At 69.1% G+C, this 21253-nt stretch carries 20 protein-coding genes and 1 pseudogene; 14 read left to right on the forward strand and 7 right to left on the reverse strand.

The window, feature by feature from the left end; all coding sequences use genetic code 11:
* Window positions 1-10: 10 nt before the first annotated feature.
* Genes ACFJI2_RS13150 through ACFJI2_RS13160 form a run of 3 tightly spaced genes read left to right on the forward strand, consistent with a single transcriptional unit; the run spans window position 11 to window position 3019 of the window.
* A complete protein-coding gene (locus ACFJI2_RS13150) occupies window positions 11-1636 on the forward strand; it encodes a DEAD/DEAH box helicase (RefSeq protein ID WP_377705419.1) in 1626 nt (541 codons plus the stop codon).
* Window positions 1637-1688: 52 nt separating this feature from the next.
* On the forward strand, window positions 1689-2663 hold the full coding sequence (locus tag ACFJI2_RS13155; protein WP_377705420.1) for a thymidylate synthase: 975 nt from the start codon (window positions 1689-1691) through the stop codon (window positions 2661-2663).
* 5 nt (window positions 2664-2668) lie between these two features.
* Window positions 2669-3019 (forward strand): DUF3147 family protein, encoded by a 351-nt coding sequence (locus ACFJI2_RS13160; RefSeq protein WP_377705421.1) that lies wholly within the window; start codon window positions 2669-2671, stop codon window positions 3017-3019.
* Between the two features lie 3 nt (window positions 3020-3022).
* Here the strand turns inward: ACFJI2_RS13160 and ACFJI2_RS13165 are convergent, their stop codons facing one another.
* The 4 genes from ACFJI2_RS13165 to ACFJI2_RS13180 are packed head-to-tail and all read right to left on the reverse strand — an operon-like array spanning window position 3023 to window position 6467.
* Window positions 3023-3718 carry a TorF family putative porin gene (locus ACFJI2_RS13165; protein ID WP_377705422.1) on the reverse strand — a complete coding sequence of 232 codons (696 nt, stop codon included), beginning with the start codon at window positions 3716-3718 and terminating at the stop codon, window positions 3023-3025.
* A 27-nt stretch (window positions 3719-3745) separates the two neighbouring features.
* On the reverse strand, window positions 3746-5101 hold the full coding sequence (locus ACFJI2_RS13170; protein WP_377705423.1) for a S8 family serine peptidase: 1356 nt from the start codon (window positions 5099-5101) through the stop codon (window positions 3746-3748).
* Window positions 5098-5904: an anti-sigma factor gene (locus ACFJI2_RS13175; RefSeq protein WP_377705424.1), complete on the reverse strand. Its 807-nt coding sequence runs from the start codon at window positions 5902-5904 to the stop codon at window positions 5098-5100. Before ACFJI2_RS13175 ends, ACFJI2_RS13170 begins: the two co-directional genes overlap by 4 nt.
* A complete protein-coding gene (locus ACFJI2_RS13180; protein WP_107979551.1) occupies window positions 5901-6467 on the reverse strand; it encodes a sigma-70 family RNA polymerase sigma factor in 567 nt (188 codons plus the stop codon). The genes ACFJI2_RS13175 and ACFJI2_RS13180 overlap by 4 nt, the downstream gene beginning before the upstream one ends.
* Before the next feature lie 123 nt (window positions 6468-6590).
* On the opposite strand from ACFJI2_RS13180, the gene mrtJ reads away from it, so the two are divergent.
* From mrtJ to ACFJI2_RS13215, 7 genes are all read left to right on the forward strand, one after another.
* Complete coding sequence (gene mrtJ, locus ACFJI2_RS13185; RefSeq protein ID WP_377705425.1) at window positions 6591-6965, forward strand: JDVT-CTERM system glutamic-type intramembrane protease; 375 nt, start codon at window positions 6591-6593, stop codon at window positions 6963-6965.
* 23 nt (window positions 6966-6988) lie between these two features.
* Entirely contained in the window at window positions 6989-9178 is a 2190-nt protein-coding gene (locus tag ACFJI2_RS13190) for a choice-of-anchor D domain-containing protein (RefSeq protein ID WP_377705426.1), read from the forward strand.
* Entirely contained in the window at window positions 9175-9693 is a 519-nt protein-coding gene (locus ACFJI2_RS13195) for a TlpA family protein disulfide reductase (protein WP_377705427.1), read from the forward strand. The genes ACFJI2_RS13190 and ACFJI2_RS13195 overlap by 4 nt, the downstream gene beginning before the upstream one ends.
* Complete coding sequence (locus ACFJI2_RS13200; RefSeq protein ID WP_377705428.1) at window positions 9690-9953, forward strand: DUF4266 domain-containing protein; 264 nt, start codon at window positions 9690-9692, stop codon at window positions 9951-9953. The genes ACFJI2_RS13195 and ACFJI2_RS13200 overlap by 4 nt, the downstream gene beginning before the upstream one ends.
* A gap of 16 nt (window positions 9954-9969) precedes the next feature.
* The gene (locus ACFJI2_RS13205; protein ID WP_377705429.1) at window positions 9970-11112 is read left to right on the forward strand and encodes a DUF3570 domain-containing protein; all 1143 of its coding nucleotides are present in this window, start codon (window positions 9970-9972) and stop codon (window positions 11110-11112) included.
* Window positions 11113-11131: 19 nt separating this feature from the next.
* Window positions 11132-13075, forward strand: a complete 1944-nt coding sequence (gene dsbD, locus ACFJI2_RS13210) for a protein-disulfide reductase DsbD (protein WP_377705430.1) — start codon at window positions 11132-11134, stop codon at window positions 13073-13075.
* 66 nt (window positions 13076-13141) lie between these two features.
* A complete protein-coding gene (locus tag ACFJI2_RS13215) occupies window positions 13142-13906 on the forward strand; it encodes an enoyl-CoA hydratase (protein WP_377705830.1) in 765 nt (254 codons plus the stop codon).
* Between the two features lie 12 nt (window positions 13907-13918).
* Here the strand turns inward: ACFJI2_RS13215 and ACFJI2_RS13220 are convergent, their stop codons facing one another.
* Window positions 13919-14539: a type 1 glutamine amidotransferase family protein gene (locus ACFJI2_RS13220; protein ID WP_377705431.1), complete on the reverse strand. Its 621-nt coding sequence runs from the start codon at window positions 14537-14539 to the stop codon at window positions 13919-13921.
* A 159-nt stretch (window positions 14540-14698) separates the two neighbouring features.
* Between ACFJI2_RS13220 and ACFJI2_RS13225 the strand changes: the two genes are divergently transcribed.
* Entirely contained in the window at window positions 14699-15154 is a 456-nt protein-coding gene (locus ACFJI2_RS13225; protein WP_377705432.1) for an SRPBCC family protein, read from the forward strand.
* Window positions 15138-15485 (forward strand): ArsR/SmtB family transcription factor, encoded by a 348-nt coding sequence (locus ACFJI2_RS13230; RefSeq protein WP_377705433.1) that lies wholly within the window; start codon window positions 15138-15140, stop codon window positions 15483-15485. The genes ACFJI2_RS13225 and ACFJI2_RS13230 overlap by 17 nt, the downstream gene beginning before the upstream one ends.
* Here ACFJI2_RS13230 and ACFJI2_RS13235 read toward each other — a convergent pair.
* Window positions 15463-16134 (reverse strand): phosphatase PAP2 family protein, encoded by a 672-nt coding sequence (locus ACFJI2_RS13235; RefSeq protein ID WP_377705434.1) that lies wholly within the window; start codon window positions 16132-16134, stop codon window positions 15463-15465. The two genes, ACFJI2_RS13230 and ACFJI2_RS13235, sit on opposite strands and share 23 nt — an antisense overlap.
* A gap of 225 nt (window positions 16135-16359) precedes the next feature.
* On the opposite strand from ACFJI2_RS13235, the gene ACFJI2_RS13240 reads away from it, so the two are divergent.
* A complete protein-coding gene (locus ACFJI2_RS13240; RefSeq protein WP_377705435.1) occupies window positions 16360-17799 on the forward strand; it encodes an undecaprenyl-phosphate glucose phosphotransferase in 1440 nt (479 codons plus the stop codon).
* 39 nt (window positions 17800-17838) lie between these two features.
* Window positions 17839-18916, forward strand: a pseudogene (locus ACFJI2_RS13245) (GDP-L-fucose synthase family protein).
* A gap of 49 nt (window positions 18917-18965) precedes the next feature.
* Here ACFJI2_RS13245 and ACFJI2_RS13250 read toward each other — a convergent pair.
* Window positions 18966-21212 (reverse strand): glycosyltransferase, encoded by a 2247-nt coding sequence (locus tag ACFJI2_RS13250; RefSeq protein ID WP_377705436.1) that lies wholly within the window; start codon window positions 21210-21212, stop codon window positions 18966-18968.
* Between the last annotated feature and the right edge of the window lie 41 nt (window positions 21213-21253).

Here is a 21253-nt window from a genome sequence, read left to right on the forward strand (position 1 = left end):
AAAGATCCCCATGACTTTCGCATCCCTAGGCCTCATCGATCCCCTGCTGCGCATGCTGGACACGGTAGGCTACACCACGCCCACCCCGGTCCAGAAGCAGGCCATACCCGCCGTACTGGCAGGCCGCGACCTGATGGCCGCCGCGCAGACCGGCACCGGCAAGACCGCCGGCTTCGCCATCCCGCTGCTGCAGCGCCTGAACAAAGGCGAGCGCGCCGAGCCGAACCAGGTGCGCTGCCTGGTGCTGGTGCCCACGCGCGAACTGGCCGAGCAGGTGTACGAGAGCTTCCGCAGCTACGGCCGCAACATTCCAATGCGCTGCCACGTGGCCTACGGCGGCGTGCCGATCGAACCGCAGATCGCCAAGCTGAACAAGGGCCTGGACGTGATGGTGGCCACGCCCGGGCGCCTGCTGGACCTGTACCGCCAAGGGGCGGTGCAGTTCGGGCAGCTGGAATCGGTGGTGCTGGACGAGGCGGACCGCATGCTGGACCTGGGCTTCGCGGACGACCTGGAAGCCATCCTGCTGGCCCTGCCCGACGAACACCAGACCTTGATGTTCTCGGCCACCTATTCCGACGACGTACGCGGCCTGGCGGAAATCCTGCTGAACGATCCGATATCGATCTCGGTCAGCCCGCGCAACACCGCCGCCAAGTCGGTCAAGCAGTGGATCATCACCACCGACAAGGCGCACAAGGCGGAACTGTTCCTGCACCTGTTCAAGAAGCAGCGCTGGGGGCAGGTGCTGGTGTTCGTCAAGACGCGCAAGGGTGTGGACGCGCTGGTGAAAACGCTGGCGGCGCACGGCGTCAGCACCGATTCCATCCACGGCGACAAGCCGCAGCCGGCCCGCCTGCGCGCGCTGGCGCGTTTCAAGGCCAGCGAAGTGCAGGTGCTGGTGGCCACCGACGTGGCCGCGCGCGGCCTGGACATCGAGGCGCTGCCGCTGGTGGTGAACTTCGACCTGCCCACCGTGGCGGAAGATTATGTGCACCGCATCGGCCGCACCGGCCGCGCCGGCGCCGACGGCGTGGCGATCTCGCTGGTGTGCGCGGACGAGGTGGACCTGCTGTCCGCCATCGAAAAGCTCACCAGGCAGGTGCTGCGGCGCGAGGAAGAACCGGGCTTCGAAGCCGACCACCGCGTACCCGAAACCGGCAGCGCCAAGCCGGCCGCCAAGGAAGCGGTGGCAGGCAAGAAGAAGCGTCCCTTTACCGGCCCGGCCGGCGGCAAGGCCGCGCTGGCCGCGCAAGGCGCCGCCGCCCCGCGCCCTGCCGGCGCCGCGCAGGCAGGCGCTGCGGGCGGCAGGGGCGGCAAACCCGGCGGCGCGGACGGCAAGGCACGCGCCGGCGCCGCTGGCAAGGCCGGCGCGCCGGCGGCCAAAGTGCCCGCCCCCGGCAGCCGTGGCAGCAATGCGGCGGCTCTGCGCGCCATGGCCGAAGCGGCCGGCGGCGCGCGCGCACCGGCCCGTGGCCAGGGCAGAGGCCCGGGACGCGACGCTGCGGCTGGCGCCCCGAAGGGCAGCGTCATCGTTGCCGGCGGGCGCGGAGCCAAATCGGCGGCGCGCGCCGAAGGCCGCGCGCAAGCCATCGCGCCCAGCCGCAAGACCGGCCGCGGCAGCGTGAAACGCTAAGCCCCTGATACAATCTGTCGCACTGAAGAACACGCACCACGTTGGAGAACTTATGCAGCAATACCTTGATCTGATCCGAACCGTCCTTGAAACCGGCAGCTGGCAGGACAACCGCACCGGCATCCGCACGCTCAGCGTGCCGGGCGCCATGATGCGCTTCGACCTGCTGAAGGACGGCTTCCCCGCCGTGACGACCAAGAAACTCGCATTCAAATCCGTGGTGGGTGAACTGTGCGCCTTCCTGCGCGCCTCGCGCAGCGCCGCCGACTTCCGCGCGCTGGGCTGCAAAGTGTGGGACCAGAACGCCAACGAAAACCAGCAATGGCTGGACAACCCCTACCGCACCGGCACCGACGACCTCGGCCCCGTGTACGGCGTGCAGTGGCGCGAATGGCCCGGCTACAAGCTGCTCGACGCCGCCGCCACCGCACAGATCGCCGACGCCGAGCAGCACGGCTACCGCCAGGTCGCCCCGCTGCAAGAAGGCGGCGTGCAGAAGGTGCTGATGTACAAGGCCATCGACCAGCTGCGCGAATGCCTGGACACCATCGTCAACAATCCCGGCAGCCGCCGCATCCTGTTCCACGGCTGGAACCCGTCCGTGCTGGACCAGGTCGCGCTGCCGGCCTGCCACTTGCTGTACCAGTTCATCCCCAACGCCACCACCAAAGAAATCTCACTGTGCCTGTACGTGCGCAGCAACGACATCGGCCTGGGCACGCCGTTCAACCTGGCCGAAGGCGCCGCCCTGCTCGCGCTGGTGGGCCGCCTGACCGGCTACACGCCGCGCTGGTTCACCTACTTCATCGGCGACGCCCACATCTACGAAAACCACCTGGACATGGTGCAGGAACAGCTCAAGCGCGAACCCTTCCCCGCGCCCAAGCTGGTCATCTCCGACCGCGTGCCCGACTACGCCAGGACCGGCAAGTACGAACCCGAGTGGCTGGAACAGATCGAGCCCTCCGACTTCTCGCTGGAAGGCTACCAGCATCACGCGCCGCTCACCGCGCCCATGGCAGTCTGAACCACATGGCCTGGCTGATCATCAAGTACTTGCTGACATCGGCCATCGTCGTAGCGGTATCCGAGGCCGCCAGGCGCAGCGACCGGCTGGGCGGCCTGATCGCCGCCCTGCCGCTGGTCACCCTGCTTGCGCTGGTCTGGCTGCATCTCGAGCACCAGAGCGAACAAAAGATAGCGAACCACGCCTGGTACACCTTCTGGTACGTCATCCCCACCTTGCCCATGTTCCTGGCGTTTCCGCTGCTGCTGCCCCGCCTCGGATTCTGGGCCGCGCTACTGGCATGCACCGCCATTACCCTCCTTTGCTTTGCCGGCTTCGCGCTGGCCGTGCGCCGCTTCGGCATCGAGCTGTATTGACGGTCAGAACGGACGAGTGGCGCTGAGTATCAGGCTGCTGTGCGAACCCGGGCTGGCGCCGTAGGCCGGTGCGTAGCCGCCGCGCCGGCCCTCGCTGACGGCCCAGGCCACCTGCCAGCGCAGCCCCGCCCATGCCGTCCCCAGCCCCATCCGGCCGTCCAGCGTGTGGCTACGGCTGTAGAGCGGCGCGCCGGACAGGTAGTTGAACGAGCCAGCGTGCAGATACAGGTTGTAGCTGGCGCCCAGCGCGTAGTTCGCATTGAGCTCGAGGTAGGCCGTGCGGGCGCGCTGGCCGAGGTAGTCGGGCGAATAGGAGATGCGCGCGCCGAGCTTGTCCCCTGCCAGGCTGGCGTACAGCTCGTTGAAGTTCAGGCCGGAGGCGCGCGTGTAGCCGTAGCGGGAAACGCCGCCGTCCAGCGTCAGTCCCGATCCGAGGCGCTGCGCATAGCCGGCGTAGGCGATGTGCTGCACGCCGCTGCGCGTGTCGTCCTGGAGTTTGAAACGGGAGGCGAAGCCGCCCACATACCAGCCTTCGGCGCCATCGTAGTTCAGGTTGAGCTGGGGCGCGGGCGCGCCGTCGCTGAGGCTGACGCCGCGATAGACGTAGTCCGACACCAGCGCGACGCTGCCGCTGAGCTGCGCGCCCGCGTGCTGGACCGGCCCGCAGCACAGCAGCAGGAACGGCCACGCTCTACGCAACCGCGTCTCCGCGGCCGGCAATCCAGGTCATGGATCGCGGGAAGTCTTCGCCAGGGCTGTGCTGCTGCATAAACATGTACATTTTCCGGTCAGTTGCATAACGGTTGCGCACAAGTCCACGCCCGCAGGCAAGCTCTGGCCGGCGGCGTGCGACAGGATGCCGGCGCGCAGCTGCGGCAGCGCCAGCGCGGGCCGCAGTTCGCTCAGCAAGGCCATCATGCCAGAGATGTGCGCCGCTGAATAGGATGATCCGGACACCATGCCCCAGCGCGCGCCGGGCACGGCGGTGGGAATGTCGCGCCCTGGCGCCAGCAGCACACGGCCGGCCACCATTTGCGCCACCAGCGAGGTGGCGGCGAATACGCCGGGATGCGAGGCGGGAAAGCCGCCGTTGGCGCTGGCCGGGTCCACCGCGCTGACCACCCGCACGCCGCGCGCGCAAGCCGCGTCGATCAGTTCCCGCAGCAGGCGGTCCGGCGGGCCGGACAGGCTGAGGTTGATGACCTGGGCGCCGTGCGTCAACGCGAAATTCATCGCCTTGCCGATCGTGAAGCTGTTGCAGCGGGTCGCGCCGTCGGGCTGCTCCCAGCACGCACGCAAGGCCATCAGGCGCGCATCCGGGGCCACGCCTTCAATGCCAACGCCGTTGCCCGCGCGTGCCGCTATAACGCCTGCGACACCGGTGCCGTGGCTTTCAGCGGTGTATGCCTGGCCGTCGACGAAGTTCTCCTGGAATGCCAGCTGGCCCGCCAGGTCGGGATGGGCAGCCTCCACGCCGCTGTCGATCACCGCCACCGTCACGTTGCGGCCGGTGGCGGCTTTGCGCATGTCGGCCAGCTGCCATTGCTGGGCGGCCGGCTGCACCGGGAACAGCGGGTCGCTGCCGCCTTGCGCGGAGAAGGTTTCTATCGTTTGCGCCCATTTCACGCGCGGATCGCGCGACAGGGCTTCGACCACCTTGCCCGGTTCGGCGCCGTCCGGTTCGGCCATGCGGTAGCAGTCCACGTTCAGTACCGGCATGGCCCACTCCTCCAGCAGGCGCAGGCCGTATTGGCTGGCCAGCGCTTCGGCGGTGCGGCGGCGCGCGGCGCGGCCGGCGTCGTCGCGGTAGTCGGGCGGGTAGTAGGCGTCGGGCCGGAAATGCGGCGCGGGCAGACGCAGCATGACCAGGATCTGGCGCGCCGGCTGGGGCGCCGTTGCCGGAAGCTGGGCCGGCAGATTGCCCTGCGGAGGTCCGGCCTGCGGCGCCCGCTCAGCCAGCGGCACCGGCTCGGCTTGCGGCTTCGGCACGGCCTGCGGCATTGGCTCTGCAGCGGCGGCAGCGATGGCGGCGCCGGCAGTCAGCAGCGCGCAGCCCAGCAGCCATGTCAGCACGCGCTTCATGGCGCGCGCCCTGCGTTAAGCGGCTCCGCAAGCTGGACTTCGGGACGGGCCTTGAGCGCGGCCAGCGCCCGCGCCTGGTTCGCATCCGGCACCTCCAGCACATACGCGCCGGTGACGGTGGGGCCATCCACCACGCGGGCGCCCTGGGCCTGCAGGATCTGCTGCACCTGGCCCAGCTGCGTGTCGGCATGGAACATCACCACCACATTGCCGGACGACGGGGGCGCAGCGTTGCCGCCGTTGCTCAGGGCGCGGTAATCGGCAGAACTGTCCGGCAGCAGCTGCAACACCAGGCCGGCGATCACCACGCCCTGCGCGGCCAACGCCCAAGGCATCCAGCCGCCGCCGCTGGACCGGAACGCTTGCCAGCGCGCGGCCAGCAGATGCAGCCAGCTCCCGGATTCGCCGCCATGCTGCACGGCCGGGCGGGCAGCCCGCCCGGGTACCGATGCGGACTGCGGTGCGGACTGCGACCATGGCTGCGGGCCTGACTGCGTGAGGGACTGCGGGCCTGGCTGTGACGCGGCTGCGGGCGTGCCTTGCAGCGTGATGTCCGATACCGAATGGCGCTCCAGCCGTGGCATCAGGCGCGCCAGCGCTCGGTCCGCGTCCAGTCCTGCAGGCAGTGCGGGTTCAGCGGCGCGCAGGCGCTGCTGCCAGGCGGCGTCGTCGCAGCATTGCGGACAGCCGGCCAGATGATCGCGCACCAGCGCTATCTCGTCCGCTGCCAGGGTGTCGTTGGCGAACCACGGCAGCAAGGCCTGCACCGCGCCGTGCGTGTTCGCTTGTTCGTTGGTACTCATGAGACCTCTTCCATATGGGCGGACAGCATGCCGCGCAAGCGCTGGCGGGCGTGAAACATCCGCGTCTTCACCGTATTGACCGGGCAATCCATCGTCTGCGCGATCTCCTGGTAAGCCATGTCGTGATAATAAGCCAGGCTCACCACCACCCTTTGCTCAAGCGGCAGTGCGTCCAGCGCCCGCCCCACGTCCTGCTGCAGCTGCTGCTGCAAGGCGGCCTGTTCGGGCTCCTGACTGGCGCAGCCGGCATGCTGCTCGAAATCCGACTCCACCGGCTCGTCCAGCATGTTCACCGCTTTCAGCCCCTGGCGGTAGGCGATGGCAAAAATCCAGGTCGATACCTTGCAGCTATGATCATAGGTCTGCGCCTTTTGCCATACCACCAGCATGGTGTCGTTGATGATTTCCTCCAGCAGCGGCGCGTTGCGCACCATGCGGTCCAGGAACCGGGCCAGCCGGGGGAAGTACAGGCGATACAGCGCCTGGAACGCCGTCCGGTCCCCTGCCGCGATCTGCCGCAACAATTGCGGCTCGCCGTTGTCCGCCCTCCCCATATTCCGCATCAGCACGTCTCTCCCTGTCTGCCGGTTTATACGCGCGCGCACAAAAGAGGTTCAACACTTTCTTCAATTATTTTACACGCCCGATTGAACCTTTTTCCTCCTTGGCAGTATTGACCGAGTGACATGACCAATCTGCTCGCGTTCCAGGCCCTGTGCGGCCCATCTCTGCTCAAGACGGACCCGGCCACACTGCTGCGGCTGCTGGTGGCGGCGCCCTTGCTGGAGGAATGGGTGGTGCGCGCCGGGCTGCAGGAATGGCTGATGCGGCGCAGCACCGTGCCGCGCACCGCAAACGGCGCGGCGCTGCAAGTGGTGGGGCCGGCCATCTGCTTCAGCCTGCTGCACTTGGGCGCCGGCTGGTTTGCGGCTGCTGCCGTGTTCCCGCCGGGACTGGCCCTGGGCCTGCTGTACCAGCGCTGGCGGGACTGGCGGCTGTGCGCCGCCGCGCATGCCTTATGCAATGGTTATGCCCTGATTTTCTGCAACGCCTACTTTTAAAGATGAACCAACCAGGAGCAACGATGACCCGATCCACACCGCACCACACCGGCTTGCTGCGGCAACTGCGACACGCCGCCCTCGGGGCACTGCTGATGTTCGGCTTCGGCGCCGGCTTGGGCGCCGCATCGGCCCAGACGCCGAGCGCCCTCAATGGCAAGACCCTGTATCTGAACGGCCCGGTCAGCGGCGGCGCGAGTTGCGCATCCTGCCACGGCCCCAGCCCGGCCAACAACGTGAACGGCATCCTGCGCGCGGCCAATGCGCCATCGGTGATCAGCGCCGCGTTCGCGGCCAACAAGGGCGGCATGGGCGCGCTGTTCAACGGCAAATTCAGCGCTGCCGAACTGGCCGACCTGGCCGCTTTCATTGGCGACCCCAACGTGACGGCCGCGCCGGCGGCGTCGCTCAGCCCGGCCAGCCTGACCTTCAGCAGCACCACTGTCGGCCAGAGCAGCGCCGCGCTGTCCGCCACGCTCGCCAACACCGGCTCGGCCACGCTCAACGTCGGCAGCATCGTCCTGGGCGGCGCCGCAGCAGGCGACTACGCCCTGAACAGCGGCAGCTGCAATGCAGGCGGCACGCTCGCCGCCGGCGCCAACTGCCCGCTTATCCTCACCTTCACGCCGGCGGCGGCCGGCACGCGCTCGGCCACGCTCACCGTCTCCCACAACGCCACCGGCGGCGCCAGCACGCTCGCGCTGAGCGGCACCGGCGCCGCCGTGCCCCAGCCCACCATCGCCCTGTCGCCCACCAGCGTCAACTTCGGCGCCGTGCTGCTGAATACCGCCTCGGCCACGCAGACCGTCACCGTCAACAACAGCGGCCAGGCCCCGCTCAGCTTCACCAGCATCGCACTGGGCGGCGCCAACAGCGGCTTCATCACGCTGGGCGGCAGCTGTTCCACGGCGGCGCCGGTGGCGGCGGGCGCCAGCTGCACGCTGGCCTTGCAGGCCCGGCCGACCGCAGCGGGCAGCTTCACCGCCAACATCGTGCTGGCCTCCAACGCATCCAACGGCAGCGCGGCCATCGGCATCAGCGGCAGCGGCGCTGCGGCAGCGCCGGCCATCACCGCCAATCCAAGTGTGCTGGCGTTCGGCACCCAGACCGTGGGCGCCGCCGCCATCACGCAGAACGTCACGCTGACCAACAGCGGCAATGTGGCGCTCGGCATCACCTCCATCGCCGCCACCGGCGCGGCCAGCGTCACGGCCGGCGCGGGCACTTGCGGCGCCAGCCTGGCAGTCGGCGCCAGCTGCGTGGTTCCCGTGACCTTTGCGCCAGCGGCCGCCGGCAACGTGGCCGCCACGCTGCTGGTGCGATCCAATGCGCCGGACCTGCAAGTGAGCATCAGCGGCGCCGGCACCACGGCGGCTGTGGCCAAGCCCGTGCTGTCCGACAGCGGGCCGGTGGCGTTCGCCGACACCCAGGTGGGTAAGAGCTCGCCGGTCCACAGCACCGTGCTGCGCAACGACGGCAGCGCGGCCCTGAAGATAGCCGCCCTGCTGCTGGGCGGCTCCCATCCGGCCGACTTCGCGCTGGGCGGCAGCTGCGCCGTGAACGGCACCCTCAGCCCTGCGGCCACCTGCACCATCGACAGCACCTTCAAGCCCACTGCGGCGGGCGCGCGCAGCGCAGGCCTGGTGCTAGTCACGGACGGCGGCGTACAGCTCAATCTCAGCCTGGCTGGCAGCGGCGTGGCGGTGCCAGCGGGCGCCGCCTTGACCATCTCGCCGCAATCGTTCGACTTCGGCGCCGTGACAGTGGGCGGCACCGCCCCCGTCAAGCGCTTCACGCTGACCAACACCGGCGGCGCCGCCCTCAACGTGGCCAGCACTAGCTTTACCGGCGCATTCTCGGCCGTCACCGACAGCGCCAGCTGCGCGGCTGCGCCGTTCACGCTGCAGCCGGGCGCTTCCTGCGAACTGGCGGTGCGCTACGCGCCCACAGCGGCGGGCGCCAGCAGCGGTGATGTCAAGCTGGCTGGCGAAGGCTCGGCCAGCTGGTCCATCGCGCTGGCCGGACAAGCCAGCGCCGCGCCGGCCACCGCCGCGCAGCCGCAAAACCGCGGCGGCGGCGGTTGTTCCGCCGCGCAGGACGGCAACGATCCGATGCTGGCCTTCCTGGTGCTGCTGGCACTGGGCGTGATCGGCTGGCGCCGCAAGGCGCGCCAGCCGGGCCAGCAACAACGCGTACACAAGGAGGCAGCATGAACCTCGACACGATACGAAAGCCGGCCGCCGTGGCAGCCGCCCTTGCCGCCGTCCTGCTGCTGGCACAGCCGGCGTGCGCGGCGGTCTCCCCCGGCCAGCCGGCGCCGCTGTTCGAACTGGCCGGCACCACGGGCACGGTGCGGCTGGACCAATACCAGGGCAAGCTGGTGTACCTCGACTTCTGGGCCTCCTGGTGCGGCCCGTGCCGCCACTCCTTCCCGTGGATGAACGAGATGCAGGCCAAATACGGTGCGCAAGGCTTCCAGGTGGTCGGCATCAACGTCGACGCCAAGACCTCGGACGCGCACAGCTTCCTTGCCACGACACCGGCCAGCTTCGTGGTGGCGTTCGATCCGGCAGGTGCGGCGCCGCGCCAGTACGGCATCAAGGGTATGCCAAGCAGTGTGCTGATCGGGCCGGACGGCAAAGTGCTGTACGAACATAACGGCTTCCGGGACGGCGACCGCGCGGAACTGGAAAGCCGCATCCGCGCGGCGCTGGGGGCGAAGAAATGAGGCCGCGCCTGAACCGCTCGGCGCCGGCCGCGATCCTCGCCATCGTCGCCGTCGCCGCCGTCTGCGCCACCTCGGCTGGCTGCAGTGCCATCACGCCCATCAAACCGGTCCAGGCTTGGGAGAAAGGCGCGCTGGCCAAGCCGGAGATGCTGATCGAAGGCGATCTGCTGGAGACCCGGTACAGCGACCACATCTACACCAGCAAGGAAGCCGCTTCGGGCGGCAGCGGCGTGGGTGGCGGCGGCTGCGGCTGCAATTGACAAGCGAAGGACAAGCATGACGACAGAAAACCCTGACCGCCCTCCGCTGGGCAACGCGCTGCTGGCTGCGGCACTGCTGCTGCCCGGGCTGGCCGCGCAGGCCGAAGAGCCGCCGGAACGCAGCACGCTGAGCGTGAAATACCTGAACTATGAAGAAAGCCAGTCCGGCCTGGACCGCGTGCACGTGGACTCGCCTTCCGTGTCGCTGGTCACGCCCATCGCCGGCGCGTGGTCGCTGGCCGGGTCGCTGACGTCGGACCACGTCTCCGGCGCCTCGCCGCGCTATCACACCGCCATATCGGGCGCCTCGCGCATGAAGGACACGCGCCGCGCCGGCGACATCGCGATTACCCGCTATCTGCCCAACGGCAGCGTCACCGTCGGCGCGGCCTACTCCACCGAGCATGACTACGTGTCGCGCGCGCTGTCACTGACCGGCACCGTCTCCAGCGCGGACAAGAACACTACCTGGTCGTTCGGCATCGGCGGATCGGATGACGCGATCGATCCGGTGAACCTGATCGTCAGCGGCGAGTCGCGCCAGACCGTGAACGTGATGGCGGGCGTGACGCAGGTGCTGACGCCGCATGACATCGCCCAGCTCACGCTGACCCGTACCCAGGGCCACGGCTACTACTCCGATCCCTACAAGATGCTCGACAACCGGCCGCGCGAGCGCAACCAGAACACGCTGCTGGCGCGCTGGAACCATTATCACGAAGGGAGCGGCGGCACCACGCGCCTGAGCTACCGCTATTACACCGACACCTTCGGCATCCGCGCGCACACGCTGGGCGCGGAGCACGTGTTGCCGCTGGCGGACGGCTGGCGCATAACGCCCTCGGTGCGCTATCACACGCAGCGCGCCGCCAGCTTCTACTTCGACCCGGTGTACGACGCCACGCTGGGCGCGCCCTTCCCGCCCGGCTATGTATTCGGCGGCACGCAGTTCTCGTCGGCGGACCAGCGCCTGTCCGGTTTCGGGGCTGTGACGCTGGGGATCAAGGTGGCCAAGGAGATCGGCCGCTACTGGACGGTGGACCTGAAGGTGGAGGCCTACCAGCAGCGCGGCGCCTGGCGCGCCTTCGCCAACGGCAGTCCCGGCCTGGACGCGATGCGCGCGCGCAGCATCCAGCTTGGCCTCACGCGCCAGTGGTGAATCGATATTGGAGGATGTGATGCAACGAGTATTCAAATGGCTGCTGCCGAAATGGCTGGCCCAGTGGCTGCTGCCGCTTTGGGCCGTGCTGGCCTTCGCCGGCATGCCAGGCGCAGCGGCGGCGGCCGACGACTTTCTGGCGCCCGAGCAGGCTTTCCAGCTGCGCGGCGAACTGCGCGGCGACAGCACGCTGGTGCTGCGCTGGGCCATCGCGCCGGGCTACCACCTGTACCGCGAACGGCTGGCCTTCAACGGCGGCACGGCGCTGGGCCAGCCGGACCTGCCGCCCGGCGTCCGCACTTTCGACGAGAACTTCAACAAGGAGATGGAAATCTACACGCGGGAGCTGGTGGCGACGCTGCCGCTGAAAGACGCCGGCACCGCGCCGTTCACGCTGACCGTCGGCTACCAGGGCTGCGCGGACGCGGGCCTGTGCTATCCGCCGCAGCAGCTGGCATTCAAGGTTGACCCGGCGCGCCCCGGTGCGCTGGCGGCAAGCGCCACAGACGACCGCGCCGCCACGGCAGTCCCGGCCGGTGGCGCCAGCCCGGCGGCCGCAGCTGCGGGCGGCGCCGGCGCCGGAACCGCAGGCTCACCGCCTGCAGCGGCGGCAACGGCAACAGGAACGGCAACGACGGCCGTACCCGAAGATGACAGCACGCTGGCGCAGCGTACCCTGCGCAGCGGCAGCCTGTGGCGCATAGGCGGCGCCTTCCTCGTGTTCGGCCTGCTGCTCTCGTTCACGCCGTGCGTGCTGCCGATGGTGCCCATCCTGTCCTCCATCATCGTCGGCGAAGGCAACGTGTCGCGCGGGCGCGGGCTGATGCTGGCGGCGGCCTATTGCATCGGCATGGCGCTGGTGTATACCGCGCTGGGCGTGGGCGCCGGGCTGGCCGGAGAAGGCCTGGCCGGCGCGCTGCAAAAGCCCTGGGTGCTGCTGACCTTTGGCGCCCTGCTGGTGGCGCTGGCCCTGTCCATGTTCGACGTCTACCAGCTGCAGCTGCCCAGCGGCCTGCAATCGCGCCTGAGCGAAACCGGCGGCAAGCTGCGCGGCGGACGCGTCATTGGCGTGTTTGCCATGGGCGCGCTGTCGGCGCTGATCGTCGGCCCCTGCGTAGCGGGGCCGCTGGCCGGCGCCCTGCTCTACATCAGCCAGACCGGCAATGCCTGGATCGGCGGCTGGGCGCTGTTCTCCATGGCCTGCGGCATGAGCGTGCCGCTGCTGCTGACCGGTTTCTCGGCCGGCAGCCTGCTGCCGCGCGCCGGCGCCTGGATGAACGGCGTGAAGAAGGTATTCGGCCTGCTGCTGATCGCCGTCGCCGTCTGGATGGTGTCGCCGGTGTTCCCGGTCGCCGTGATGATGGCGCTGTGGGGCGGCCTGGCCATCCTGTGCGCCGTGTTCCTGCACGTCGGCCAGAGCCTGCCGCCCGGCAGCAAGCCCGCAGCCTACGCGGCCAAGGCGCTCGGCCTGCTGTTCCTGGTCGGCGGCCTGTTCGAACTGGTGGGCGCGGCCAGCGCCGGCCGCGACGTGCTGCAGCCGCTGGCCCATCTGCGCGGGGGCAGCGCCAACGCGGCCGGCCTGGCGGCGGCCGGCGCCGAAGAGCCGCGCTTCACCCGCATCCGCACCGTGGCCGAACTGGACAGCGTGCTGGCCACTGCAAAGGAACCCGTGCTGCTCGACTTCTACGCCGACTGGTGCGTGGCTTGCAAGGAGATGGAGCGCCTGACCTTCTCGACCGCCGAAGTCAGCGCCGAGATGAAGAAGATGCGCCTGATCCAGGTCGACGTCACCGCCAACAACGCGGACGACCGCGCGCTGATGAAGAAGTTCAGCCTGTTCGGCCCGCCGGGCATTATCCTGTTCGACGCCAATGGCAAGGAGATTCCGCGCGGCCGCCTGGTCGGCTTCATGCCGCCCGAACCCTTCGTCCAGCAGTTGCAGCGCGCGCAAAGATCTGGTTGAATGCAGCTATCATTCAGCGGAGAGAGCGGAGAGCCTTGATGACTACGCAGACCGAACAAGCACCCCCTGGTGCTGCGCGCAGAGTTGGGCGGCGTGGTGACTCTCACCATGAACCGGCCGATGCAGTACAACGCGCTGTCCGAGGCCATGCTGGCCGCGCTCCAGCAGGCCCTGGACGCCGTCGCCACCGATCCTGCCGTGCGCTGCGTGGTGCTGGCAGGCGCCGGCAAAGCCTTCTGCGCCGGACACGACCTGCGCGAGATGCGCTCCCAGCCCAGCCTGGACTACTACCAGGCATTGTTCGCGCGCTGCGCACAAGTGATGCAGGCGATACAGGCCCTGCCGGTGCCGGTCATTGCGCGCGTCCAGGGCGTGGCCACGGCGGCAGGCTGCCAGCTGGTCGCCAGCTGCGACCTTGCCATCGCCGCCGGCAGCGCGCGCTTTGCCGTCTCGGGCATTAACGTCGGCCTGTTTTGCGCTACCCCGGCAGTCGCATTGTCGCGCAATGTCCCGGCCAAGCGCGCATTCGACATGCTCGTCACCGGGCGCTTCATCGATGCCGCGACGGCGGCGGACTTCGGCTTGATCAACGAGGCCGTGCCGGACGCTGAACTCGACGTGGCCGTGGCGCGCAAGGCGGCCGATATCGTCGGCAAGAGTCCCGCCGCCATCCGCCACGGCAAGGCCATGTTCTACCGCCAGCAGCGGATGGCGCTGGGCGAGGCCTACCAGTATGCGGGCGACGTCATGGCGCGCAATATGATGGAAGAAGACGCCGGCGAAGGCATCGACGCCTTCCTGGAAAAGCGCCCTCCGGCCTGGCGCGGCTGAGCCGCCCCGCGCTCAGCTCATCGACGCCACCAGCGCCTCGTAATACTGCGGCTCGCGCGTGGAATACAGCTTGTACCAGGCCTCCAGGGTCTCGGGCCGGAACAGGCCCAGCATCTTCATCACCTCGTAGGAGAATTCCAGCGGCGCCAGGCCGGACGCGGTGATCAGGTTGCCGTCGCGGACCGCGGGCGACGCCACGTAGCGCTGCTCGCCGGTGTAGCCCGGGCAGACTGTTTTCAGGTAGCCCTTGTCGTTGCTGGTGTGCCGCCTCTCGTTCAGCGCGCCGGCCTGCGCCAGGCCGATGGTGGCGCCGCAAATGGCGGCCACGCGATAGCCGCGCACGACCATGTCCCGGGCGAAGTCCAGCAGCGGCGCGTACTCCGGCGCCTGCCATTTGTCGGCGCCTGGCATCAGCAGCAAGTCCTCCGCTTCCATCCGCACCGTGTCGTAGCAGACGTCGGGCACCATCGTGATGCCGCCCATGGTGGCGATGGGCGCCGCAGTCAGGCCCACTTTCACGATGTCGCATGCCGCGTCCGGGCGGGTCATCATGCGCTTGCTGTTCAGTTCCGCCGTCAGGTAGCCGATCTCCCAATCGGCAAGGGTATCCAGCACAACCAGGTATATCTTCATTGCTGCCTCCGCAAATCATGGGCCAATCGCCAATCAGATCGGTCAAACAGACATACTATTGGCAATCTGGCCAATATGCTAACGGTATTTTCAATGATGCGCAACTTAATGGTTGCACATGGGCGGAGCGCCAGCTAATATGCAACCAGGAGGTGGCATATGGCCAATCACATTGAAAAGCGAATTGAATTGAAGGCGCCGGTTTCCCGCGTGTGGCGCGCGCTCACGGACCACACCGAATTCGGCCAGTGGTTCGGCGTGAAGCTGGACGGGCCGTTCGTGGCCGGGCAGCCCAGCCATGGGCGCCTCACGGTGCCCGGCTACGAGCATCTCAAGTGGACCACGGTGACGCAGGCCATCGAAGGCGACCGGCTGTTCTCGTTCACCTGGCACCCGTACGCGATCGATCCCGACAAGGACTACTCGAACGAACCCTCCACCCTGGTGGAATTCCGGCTGGCGCCCTCGCCGGCGGGCACGCTGCTGACGGTGACGGAATCGGGCTTCGACGCCTTGCCGGAGGAGCGCCGCTTCGAGGCCTTCCACATGAACGAAGGCGGCTGGGAAGCGCAGATGCGGAATATCGCCGGCCATCTCGATGCCCACCCGGACTGACGCGGCGCGCGGCCAGGCCGCGCCCCATCCGGCGCTGCTGTTTTCGGCGCTGGGGGACGAGACGCGGCTATGGCTGGTGGAGCGGCTCGCTGCCGGCCAGCCGCGCAGCATCGCCGAGCTGACCGACGGCTCGCAGCTGACGCGGCAGGCCATCACCAAGCATTTGCGCGTGCTGCAGGACGCCGGCATGGTGCGCAGCGTGCGCACCGGACGCGAGAGCCGGTTCGAATTCGAACCGGCGTCGCTCGCGCAGGCGCAGGCCTATTTGCAGCAGGTGTCCGCGCAGTGGGACCGCACCCTGGCCAGGCTCAAGGCTTTCGTGGAAGACTAGCCTGGCTGCGCGATGGCGAAAACAGGGCGGGCCGCGACGCCGGCTGGCCTGTCCAGTCCGGCGCGCGCGCGGCGGACGGCTCGCGCCCCGAGAGAAATAGCGCGGCCGAACGCAGCCAGGCCTGGGTCGGTGCTGGCCGCGCACAGCCCAGCAGGAGCACAAACGGCAGGCACAGGACCAGCGACGCCGCTCCCCGCTGCGGCGGCTGCCAGCCGCGCGCCTGCCAGATGAACACGGCGGCCGCGCTCCATCCGAGCAAACAGCCGGCCAGCACTTCCGACGCGGAATGCGCTTGCACCTGCACGCGCGCCACGCCCACCAGCAGCGCCAGCAAGGCAGCGGTCGCCACGCCGGCGCGGCGCCGGCAGCCCGGTTGCATCAGCACCCAGGCCAGCGCCGGGAACACTGCCGCCGCGCGCGCGGCGTGCCCGCTGATGCCGGTAAAGTGCAATGCCGGCACGCCCAGTCCCCAGCCCAGGAAGGCCAGCTTGCTGGCAACCACCAGCGTCATCGCGGCGCCGAACAGCAGGCACCAGCAATGCAAACGGCGCCAGGCGCGCCGCGCCGCCAGCGCCGCCGCGATGCCGCCCGCCAGCGCGCACGTGACTACCAGCTCGCCGGCCGCACTCACTATTTCCCACGATCCCATGCTCGCCCATTCCGACAGGTCCAGCCGTTATTGAACCACAGTGTTCCGGCCTTGCGTCAGCGCAGCGGCGAGCTGGCTGCCCGTGCCAAGTGACCACTATCAAGACTTGCGCGTTTGGGCAAATCGAACCCGGCATTTGACCGTATATTGGGTAGCGCCAGGGCCAGCCTGGCCTGGCCTCCAACGCGGCCCCAACGCGGCGTTTACTGCCTCAGGATGACCACCATGAAACAGAGCACGACCAGCGCCTGCGGCGCCATGTTGAAAACCATTACCAACAGCCCGGCGCGCCTTGTGATCCTGATGCGCCTGGCCGACCTGGCCGCCATCGCCGGTGCGCTGTCCTGCGCCAATGCGCTGGTGTTCCGGCTCAGCCTGTTGCCGCACGAGCGGCTGCACGCGCTGGCCGCGCTGGCCTGCGGCGCGCTGGCGCTGACGCTGTTTCCCCGCCTGGGCATGTACGGCCCGACCGCGCAGCGCACGCTGCGCTCCATCGCCGTCCAGGTGGCCATGGCGTGGTGCGGCATCGTGATGGCGGTGGCGCTGGCATTCGCGCTGGCCGCCGCCCCCCTGTCGGGCCGCTGGCTGATGTGCTGGTCGCTGGCGGGCGCGGCCGCATTGACGGCGGCGCGGCTGGCGGCGCGCTGGGCCTTGCCGCTGGCGCGCCGGCACGGCCTGAACACGGTGCGCGTGGTGATCGTCGGCGACGCCGCCAGCGCCAACGAACTGTACCGCCGCGCCCAGCTGGAAGACAAATGCCGCTACCACCTGCAGGCCGTGTGCACGCTGCCGTCCGAGCCGCAGGCGGCGCTGCCGCCGGGCGCCGAGCGCCTGCCAGCGGCGAGCGCCCTGCCCGGCTATGCGCACTGCTGCGGCATCGACGAGATCTGGATTGCGCTGCCCATCGGCCAGGCCGCCCAGGTGCGCGCCCTGCAGCACCTGCTGCGCAACACCCTGGTGGAACTGCGCTGGATACTGGACTTGCAGGGCCTGCAGCTTTTGCGCAGCAATATGGAGCAATTCCTGGGCGCGCCTGCGCTGACCCTGAACTGCCCCGACACCAGCGAGTTGAGCAAGCTGGGCAAGTACCTGTTCGACAAGCTGTTCGCGCTGGCCGCGGTGCTGCTGCTGTCGCCTTTGCTGGCCTGCATCTGGGCCGGCATCAAGCTCAGTTCCCCGGGGCCGGCCCTGTTCCTGCAAGCGCGCACCGGCCTCAATGGCCAGGTGTTCAAGGTATACAAGTTCCGCACCATGCACTGGCAGAGCGCCCCCGACGGCGCCACGGTGCGCCAGGCCTGCAAGAGCGATGCGCGGGTGACCCGCTTCGGCGCTTTTTTGCGGCGCACCAGCCTGGACGAGCTGCCGCAATTTCTCAACGTGCTGCGCGGCGAGATGTCCATCGTCGGTCCGCGCCCGCACGCGGTGCAGCATACCGACCTGTACAGCGATCTGCTGCCGGTATACATGATACGGCACCGCGCCAAGCCCGGCATCACCGGCTGGGCGCAGATCAACGGCTGCCGGGGCGAGACCGACACGGCCGAAAAGATGAGCAAAAGGGTCCAGTTCGATGTGGAATACATCCGCAACTGGTCGCTGTGGATGGATTTGCGCATAGTGGTCTGGACCGCGCTGCGGGGCTGGACCGGGAAAGATGTTTATTGAACCGGCGCCGGCTGGCCGGCATTTCTTCAGGAGGAAGCCATGGGTAACGAATTGAACAAGCGCATCTACGTCGCGGGCCACAACGGCATGGTAGGGGCGGCCATCGTGCGCGCGCTGCGGCGGCGCGGCTACAGCAACATCATCACGCGCACGCACGCGCGGCTGGACCTGACCGACCAGGCCCAGGTGCGCAGCTTTTTTCAGGCCGAAACCATCGACGAGATCTACCTGGCCGCGGCCACCGTGGGCGGCATCCACGCCAACAACACCTACCCGGCCGAGTTCATCTACTCCAACCTGGTGATCCAGTCCAACGTCATCCATGAAGCCTGGCGCCATGGCATCAACAAGCTGCTGTTCCTCGGCTCCTCGTGCATCTACCCGCGCCTGAACCCGCAGCCGATCAGCGAGTCGTCGCTGATGAGCGGGGCGCTCGAACCCACCAACGAACCCTACGCCATCGCCAAGATCGCCGGCATCAAGATGTGCGAGAGCTACAACCGCCAGTATGGCACCACCTTCCGCAGCGTCATGCCGACCAATCTGTACGGCCCGGGCGACAACTACCATCCGGAGAACAGCCATGTGATCCCGGCCATGCTGCGCCGCTTCCACGCGGCCAAGATGAGCGGGCAAGGAAGTGGTGATCTGGGGCACCGGCAACGCGCGCCGCGAATTCCTGTTCGTGGACGACATGGCGCAAGCCTGCCTGCACGTGATGCAGATGGGCTGCAAGGCCTACCAGAACGCCACAGCCCCGCAGCAGTCGCACATCAACGTGGGCACCGGCACCGACATCACGATCGCCGAGCTGGCCATGACGATCGCCCAAGTGGTGGGCTACCACGGCAAGGTGCATTTCGACCCCACGCAGCCGGAAGGCACGCCGCAGAAACTGCTCGACGTGAGCAAGCTGGCCGCGCTGGGCTGGCGCTCCCACGTCCCGCTCGAGGCGGGCCTGCAGGAAACCTACCACAGCTACTGCCGGGCCGACGCCGAGGGCGACCGCCACGCCCGCGCGCGCGGCCTCGACCCGCTATCGGTGCAGCTGCGCCGTTCGTTCAGCGGCCAGTCGCTGCACTACCACGCTTACCAGGACATGCGCGCGCCCACCTGAGCGCGCCGCCTGCGGGCCTGCGGGCCTGCAGGCCGGCCCCGCTGCCGCCTCAGTGCAGCGCCAGCGCCGCCTCGATGCCCTGGCACAGGCGGCGCGCCATATTCTCCACCGTGTACCGGCTGCCGCTCGCGCGCGCGCCCTCGCTCAGCGCGGCGAGCCGCGCCGGATCGCGCAGCACCGCCACCACCGCCTCCGTATAGCTGTCCAGGTCGTTCGCGGTCATGACGCCGTTGCTGCCCGATTCCAGATAGGCGATCTCCGGCGAATGCAGGCCGCAGTCGGTGGTAAACATCGGCTTGCCGCTGGCGAAGGAGTCCAGGATGCCCAGGCCCACCAGGCCGGGATTGAGCATCACGTCGGCCAGCCGCAGCGCCACGCATTTGTCGCGCGCCGTGAGCGGGCCGAGGAAATGTATCCAGCGGTCCGGCGCGGCGGCCGCCTGCATCTCGGCCTGGTCGGGGCCGGCGCCGACGATCAGCAGCTCGAAGCCGGGCAGCGCGGCGCGCACGCGGCGCGCCGCGGCCAGCAGGAAATCGAGCCGCTTCTCATGGTACAGCGAGCCCAGGTACAGTCCCACCGGCCCCGTGCCCAGGCCGAGCCGCGCCCGCCACTGCGCCAGCTCGGGCGCGCCGATGTCGGCGCACAGCGCCACCATCTCGTCGGTGTCGGCGGCGTTTTCCACCACCGTGGTGCGCTCGCGCGGGAAGCCGGCCGCCTCGATCAGCCGGGCGCTCATGTCGGTGTAGGCGAACCACCAGTCGGCGCGCCCCACGGTCCAGCGCTTGAAGCGCTCCTTCCAGCCGGCCGGCCGGACCGACTGCAAATTGGCGCCATGGCCCCAGAACGCCAGCCTGCGGGGGCGGGCGAACAGCATCAGCCACAGGTTGTACAGCATCTTGTTCTCGTGCATGACCACCACCAGGTCGGCCGCGCGCGCCTGGCGCCCGTAGGGCTGCCAGCAGACCTGGTGGCGTAGCGCATAGCTGGTCGGAATCGGCACCGCCCACGGCAGGCTGGCCTCGTTGCGCTTCATCTGCTCGGCCGGCGTGCCCTGCCCGACCAGCAGCGTCAGCGCGATGCCGCGCTCGGCCAGCAGCTCGCGCAGGCGCCGGTACAGGCCGACCCGGTAATTGAGCAGCTGCCGCTCGACAATCAATACCCTCGGCCATGAGCGGTAGCGCCCGCCCACCTCGGCGGCCGCGCTGTCGGCCACCGCGTTGCGGCAGGCGCTGGCCAGGCCGGCGCCGGCGCGCTCGAAGGTGTAGCCGGCCACCAGCGCGCGGCTGCGCTCGGAGCAGCGCGCCCAGTGCGCCTCGTCCTGCAGCAGCGCCTGGGCGCGGTCGGCCCAGCGCTGCACGTCCAGTTCGCACACATAGCCGTTCTCGCCGTCGCGCACCAGCTCATGGGCGGCGCCGGCATGCGGCGAGGTCAGCACCGCCATGCCGGCCGCGCACGCTTCATTGACCACCACGCCCCACGGGTCCCAGCGGCTGGGGAACAGGAACACGCGCGCGGCGCGGTACATGCCCGGCAGCGCCGCCTGCGGCAAGAAGCCGGCGAAGTGCGCCTCGACCAGGCCCGGATAGAGCGCGGCGGCGCCGCGCACCTGGGCGTCCAGCGCGCCGGAGCCGACAAACAGCATGCGCACCGGGCGCCGCAGGCGGCGCGCCAGCTCGAGCGCCACGGCCAGCGCGAACAGCGGGTCCTTGACCGCTTCCAGGCGCCCGCAAAACATCAGGTCGTAGGGCCGCAGCGCCACCGGCGCCGGGCTGCCGTAGGCCGCGTTGTCCACGCACAGGCAGGACAGGAAGCGGCGCTGCGCCGGCAGGCGGTAGGCGTCGAACAGCGCCAGGCCGCCGGCGCTGGCCGCCACATGGCCGTGCGAGCGCGCGAACACGAAGCGCCGCACCATGCGGTGCAGTGCGCCGAGCGTGCGTTCCGAATCGGCCGTGCCGTCGGTCATGGTGACATGCGGGATGCCGTGCCGGCGCGCGTGGGCGAAGGCGAACAGGTGGGTGGGGTCGAAGCCGTCCGTGACCACCACGTCCGGCCGCCATTGCGCCAGCGCCTGGAACACATCGGCATTGCAGTGGATATAGCGGCCGCGGTACTTGAACACGCGCGGCCGCAGGATGGTCAGCCCGCAGCGCAGCGGCGGATAGTCCCACAGGCGATTGTCTTCCTGCTCGGCGCAGGCGATCACGCGCACGGTCACGCCGGGCTGCGCGGCGAGCGCGGAGAACACCGGCGTGCGGTAGGGGGCCAGGATATTGGTGACGATGGCGATTCTGAGCATGGGTGTCCTCATGGCGGGCGGAAAAGGAAAGCGGCCGGTGG

The sequence above is a fragment of the Pseudoduganella sp. UC29_71 genome, assembly GCF_042693265.1.
Lineage (GTDB): Bacteria > Pseudomonadota > Gammaproteobacteria > Burkholderiales > Burkholderiaceae_D > Rugamonas.

Excerpts from the sequence above, each read along its gene's own strand:
- ACFJI2_RS13150 (WP_377705419.1), top strand. The coding sequence starts at position 11 with ATGACTTTCGCATCCCTAGGCCTCATCGATCCCCTGCTGCGCATGCTG.
- ACFJI2_RS13155 (WP_377705420.1), top strand. The coding sequence starts at position 1,689 with ATGCAGCAATACCTTGATCTGATCCGAACCGTCCTTGAAACCGGCAGC.
- ACFJI2_RS13160 (WP_377705421.1), top strand. The coding sequence starts at position 2,669 with ATGGCCTGGCTGATCATCAAGTACTTGCTGACATCGGCCATCGTCGTA.
- ACFJI2_RS13170 (WP_377705423.1), bottom strand. The coding sequence starts at position 5,101 with ATGAAGCGCGTGCTGACATGGCTGCTGGGCTGCGCGCTGCTGACTGCC.
- ACFJI2_RS13175 (WP_377705424.1), bottom strand. The coding sequence starts at position 5,904 with ATGAGTACCAACGAACAAGCGAACACGCACGGCGCGGTGCAGGCCTTG.
- ACFJI2_RS13180 (WP_107979551.1), bottom strand. The coding sequence starts at position 6,467 with ATGCGGAATATGGGGAGGGCGGACAACGGCGAGCCGCAATTGTTGCGG.
- mrtJ (WP_377705425.1), top strand. The coding sequence starts at position 6,591 with ATGACCAATCTGCTCGCGTTCCAGGCCCTGTGCGGCCCATCTCTGCTC.
- ACFJI2_RS13190 (WP_377705426.1), top strand. The coding sequence starts at position 6,989 with ATGACCCGATCCACACCGCACCACACCGGCTTGCTGCGGCAACTGCGA.
- ACFJI2_RS13195 (WP_377705427.1), top strand. The coding sequence starts at position 9,175 with ATGAACCTCGACACGATACGAAAGCCGGCCGCCGTGGCAGCCGCCCTT.
- ACFJI2_RS13200 (WP_377705428.1), top strand. The coding sequence starts at position 9,690 with ATGAGGCCGCGCCTGAACCGCTCGGCGCCGGCCGCGATCCTCGCCATC.
- ACFJI2_RS13205 (WP_377705429.1), top strand. The coding sequence starts at position 9,970 with ATGACGACAGAAAACCCTGACCGCCCTCCGCTGGGCAACGCGCTGCTG.
- dsbD (WP_377705430.1), top strand. The coding sequence starts at position 11,132 with ATGCAACGAGTATTCAAATGGCTGCTGCCGAAATGGCTGGCCCAGTGG.
- ACFJI2_RS13220 (WP_377705431.1), bottom strand. The coding sequence starts at position 14,539 with ATGAAGATATACCTGGTTGTGCTGGATACCCTTGCCGATTGGGAGATC.
- ACFJI2_RS13225 (WP_377705432.1), top strand. The coding sequence starts at position 14,699 with ATGGCCAATCACATTGAAAAGCGAATTGAATTGAAGGCGCCGGTTTCC.
- ACFJI2_RS13230 (WP_377705433.1), top strand. The coding sequence starts at position 15,138 with ATGCCCACCCGGACTGACGCGGCGCGCGGCCAGGCCGCGCCCCATCCG.
- ACFJI2_RS13235 (WP_377705434.1), bottom strand. The coding sequence starts at position 16,134 with ATGGGATCGTGGGAAATAGTGAGTGCGGCCGGCGAGCTGGTAGTCACG.
- ACFJI2_RS13240 (WP_377705435.1), top strand. The coding sequence starts at position 16,360 with ATGAAACAGAGCACGACCAGCGCCTGCGGCGCCATGTTGAAAACCATT.
- ACFJI2_RS13250 (WP_377705436.1), bottom strand. The coding sequence starts at position 21,212 with ATGCTCAGAATCGCCATCGTCACCAATATCCTGGCCCCCTACCGCACG.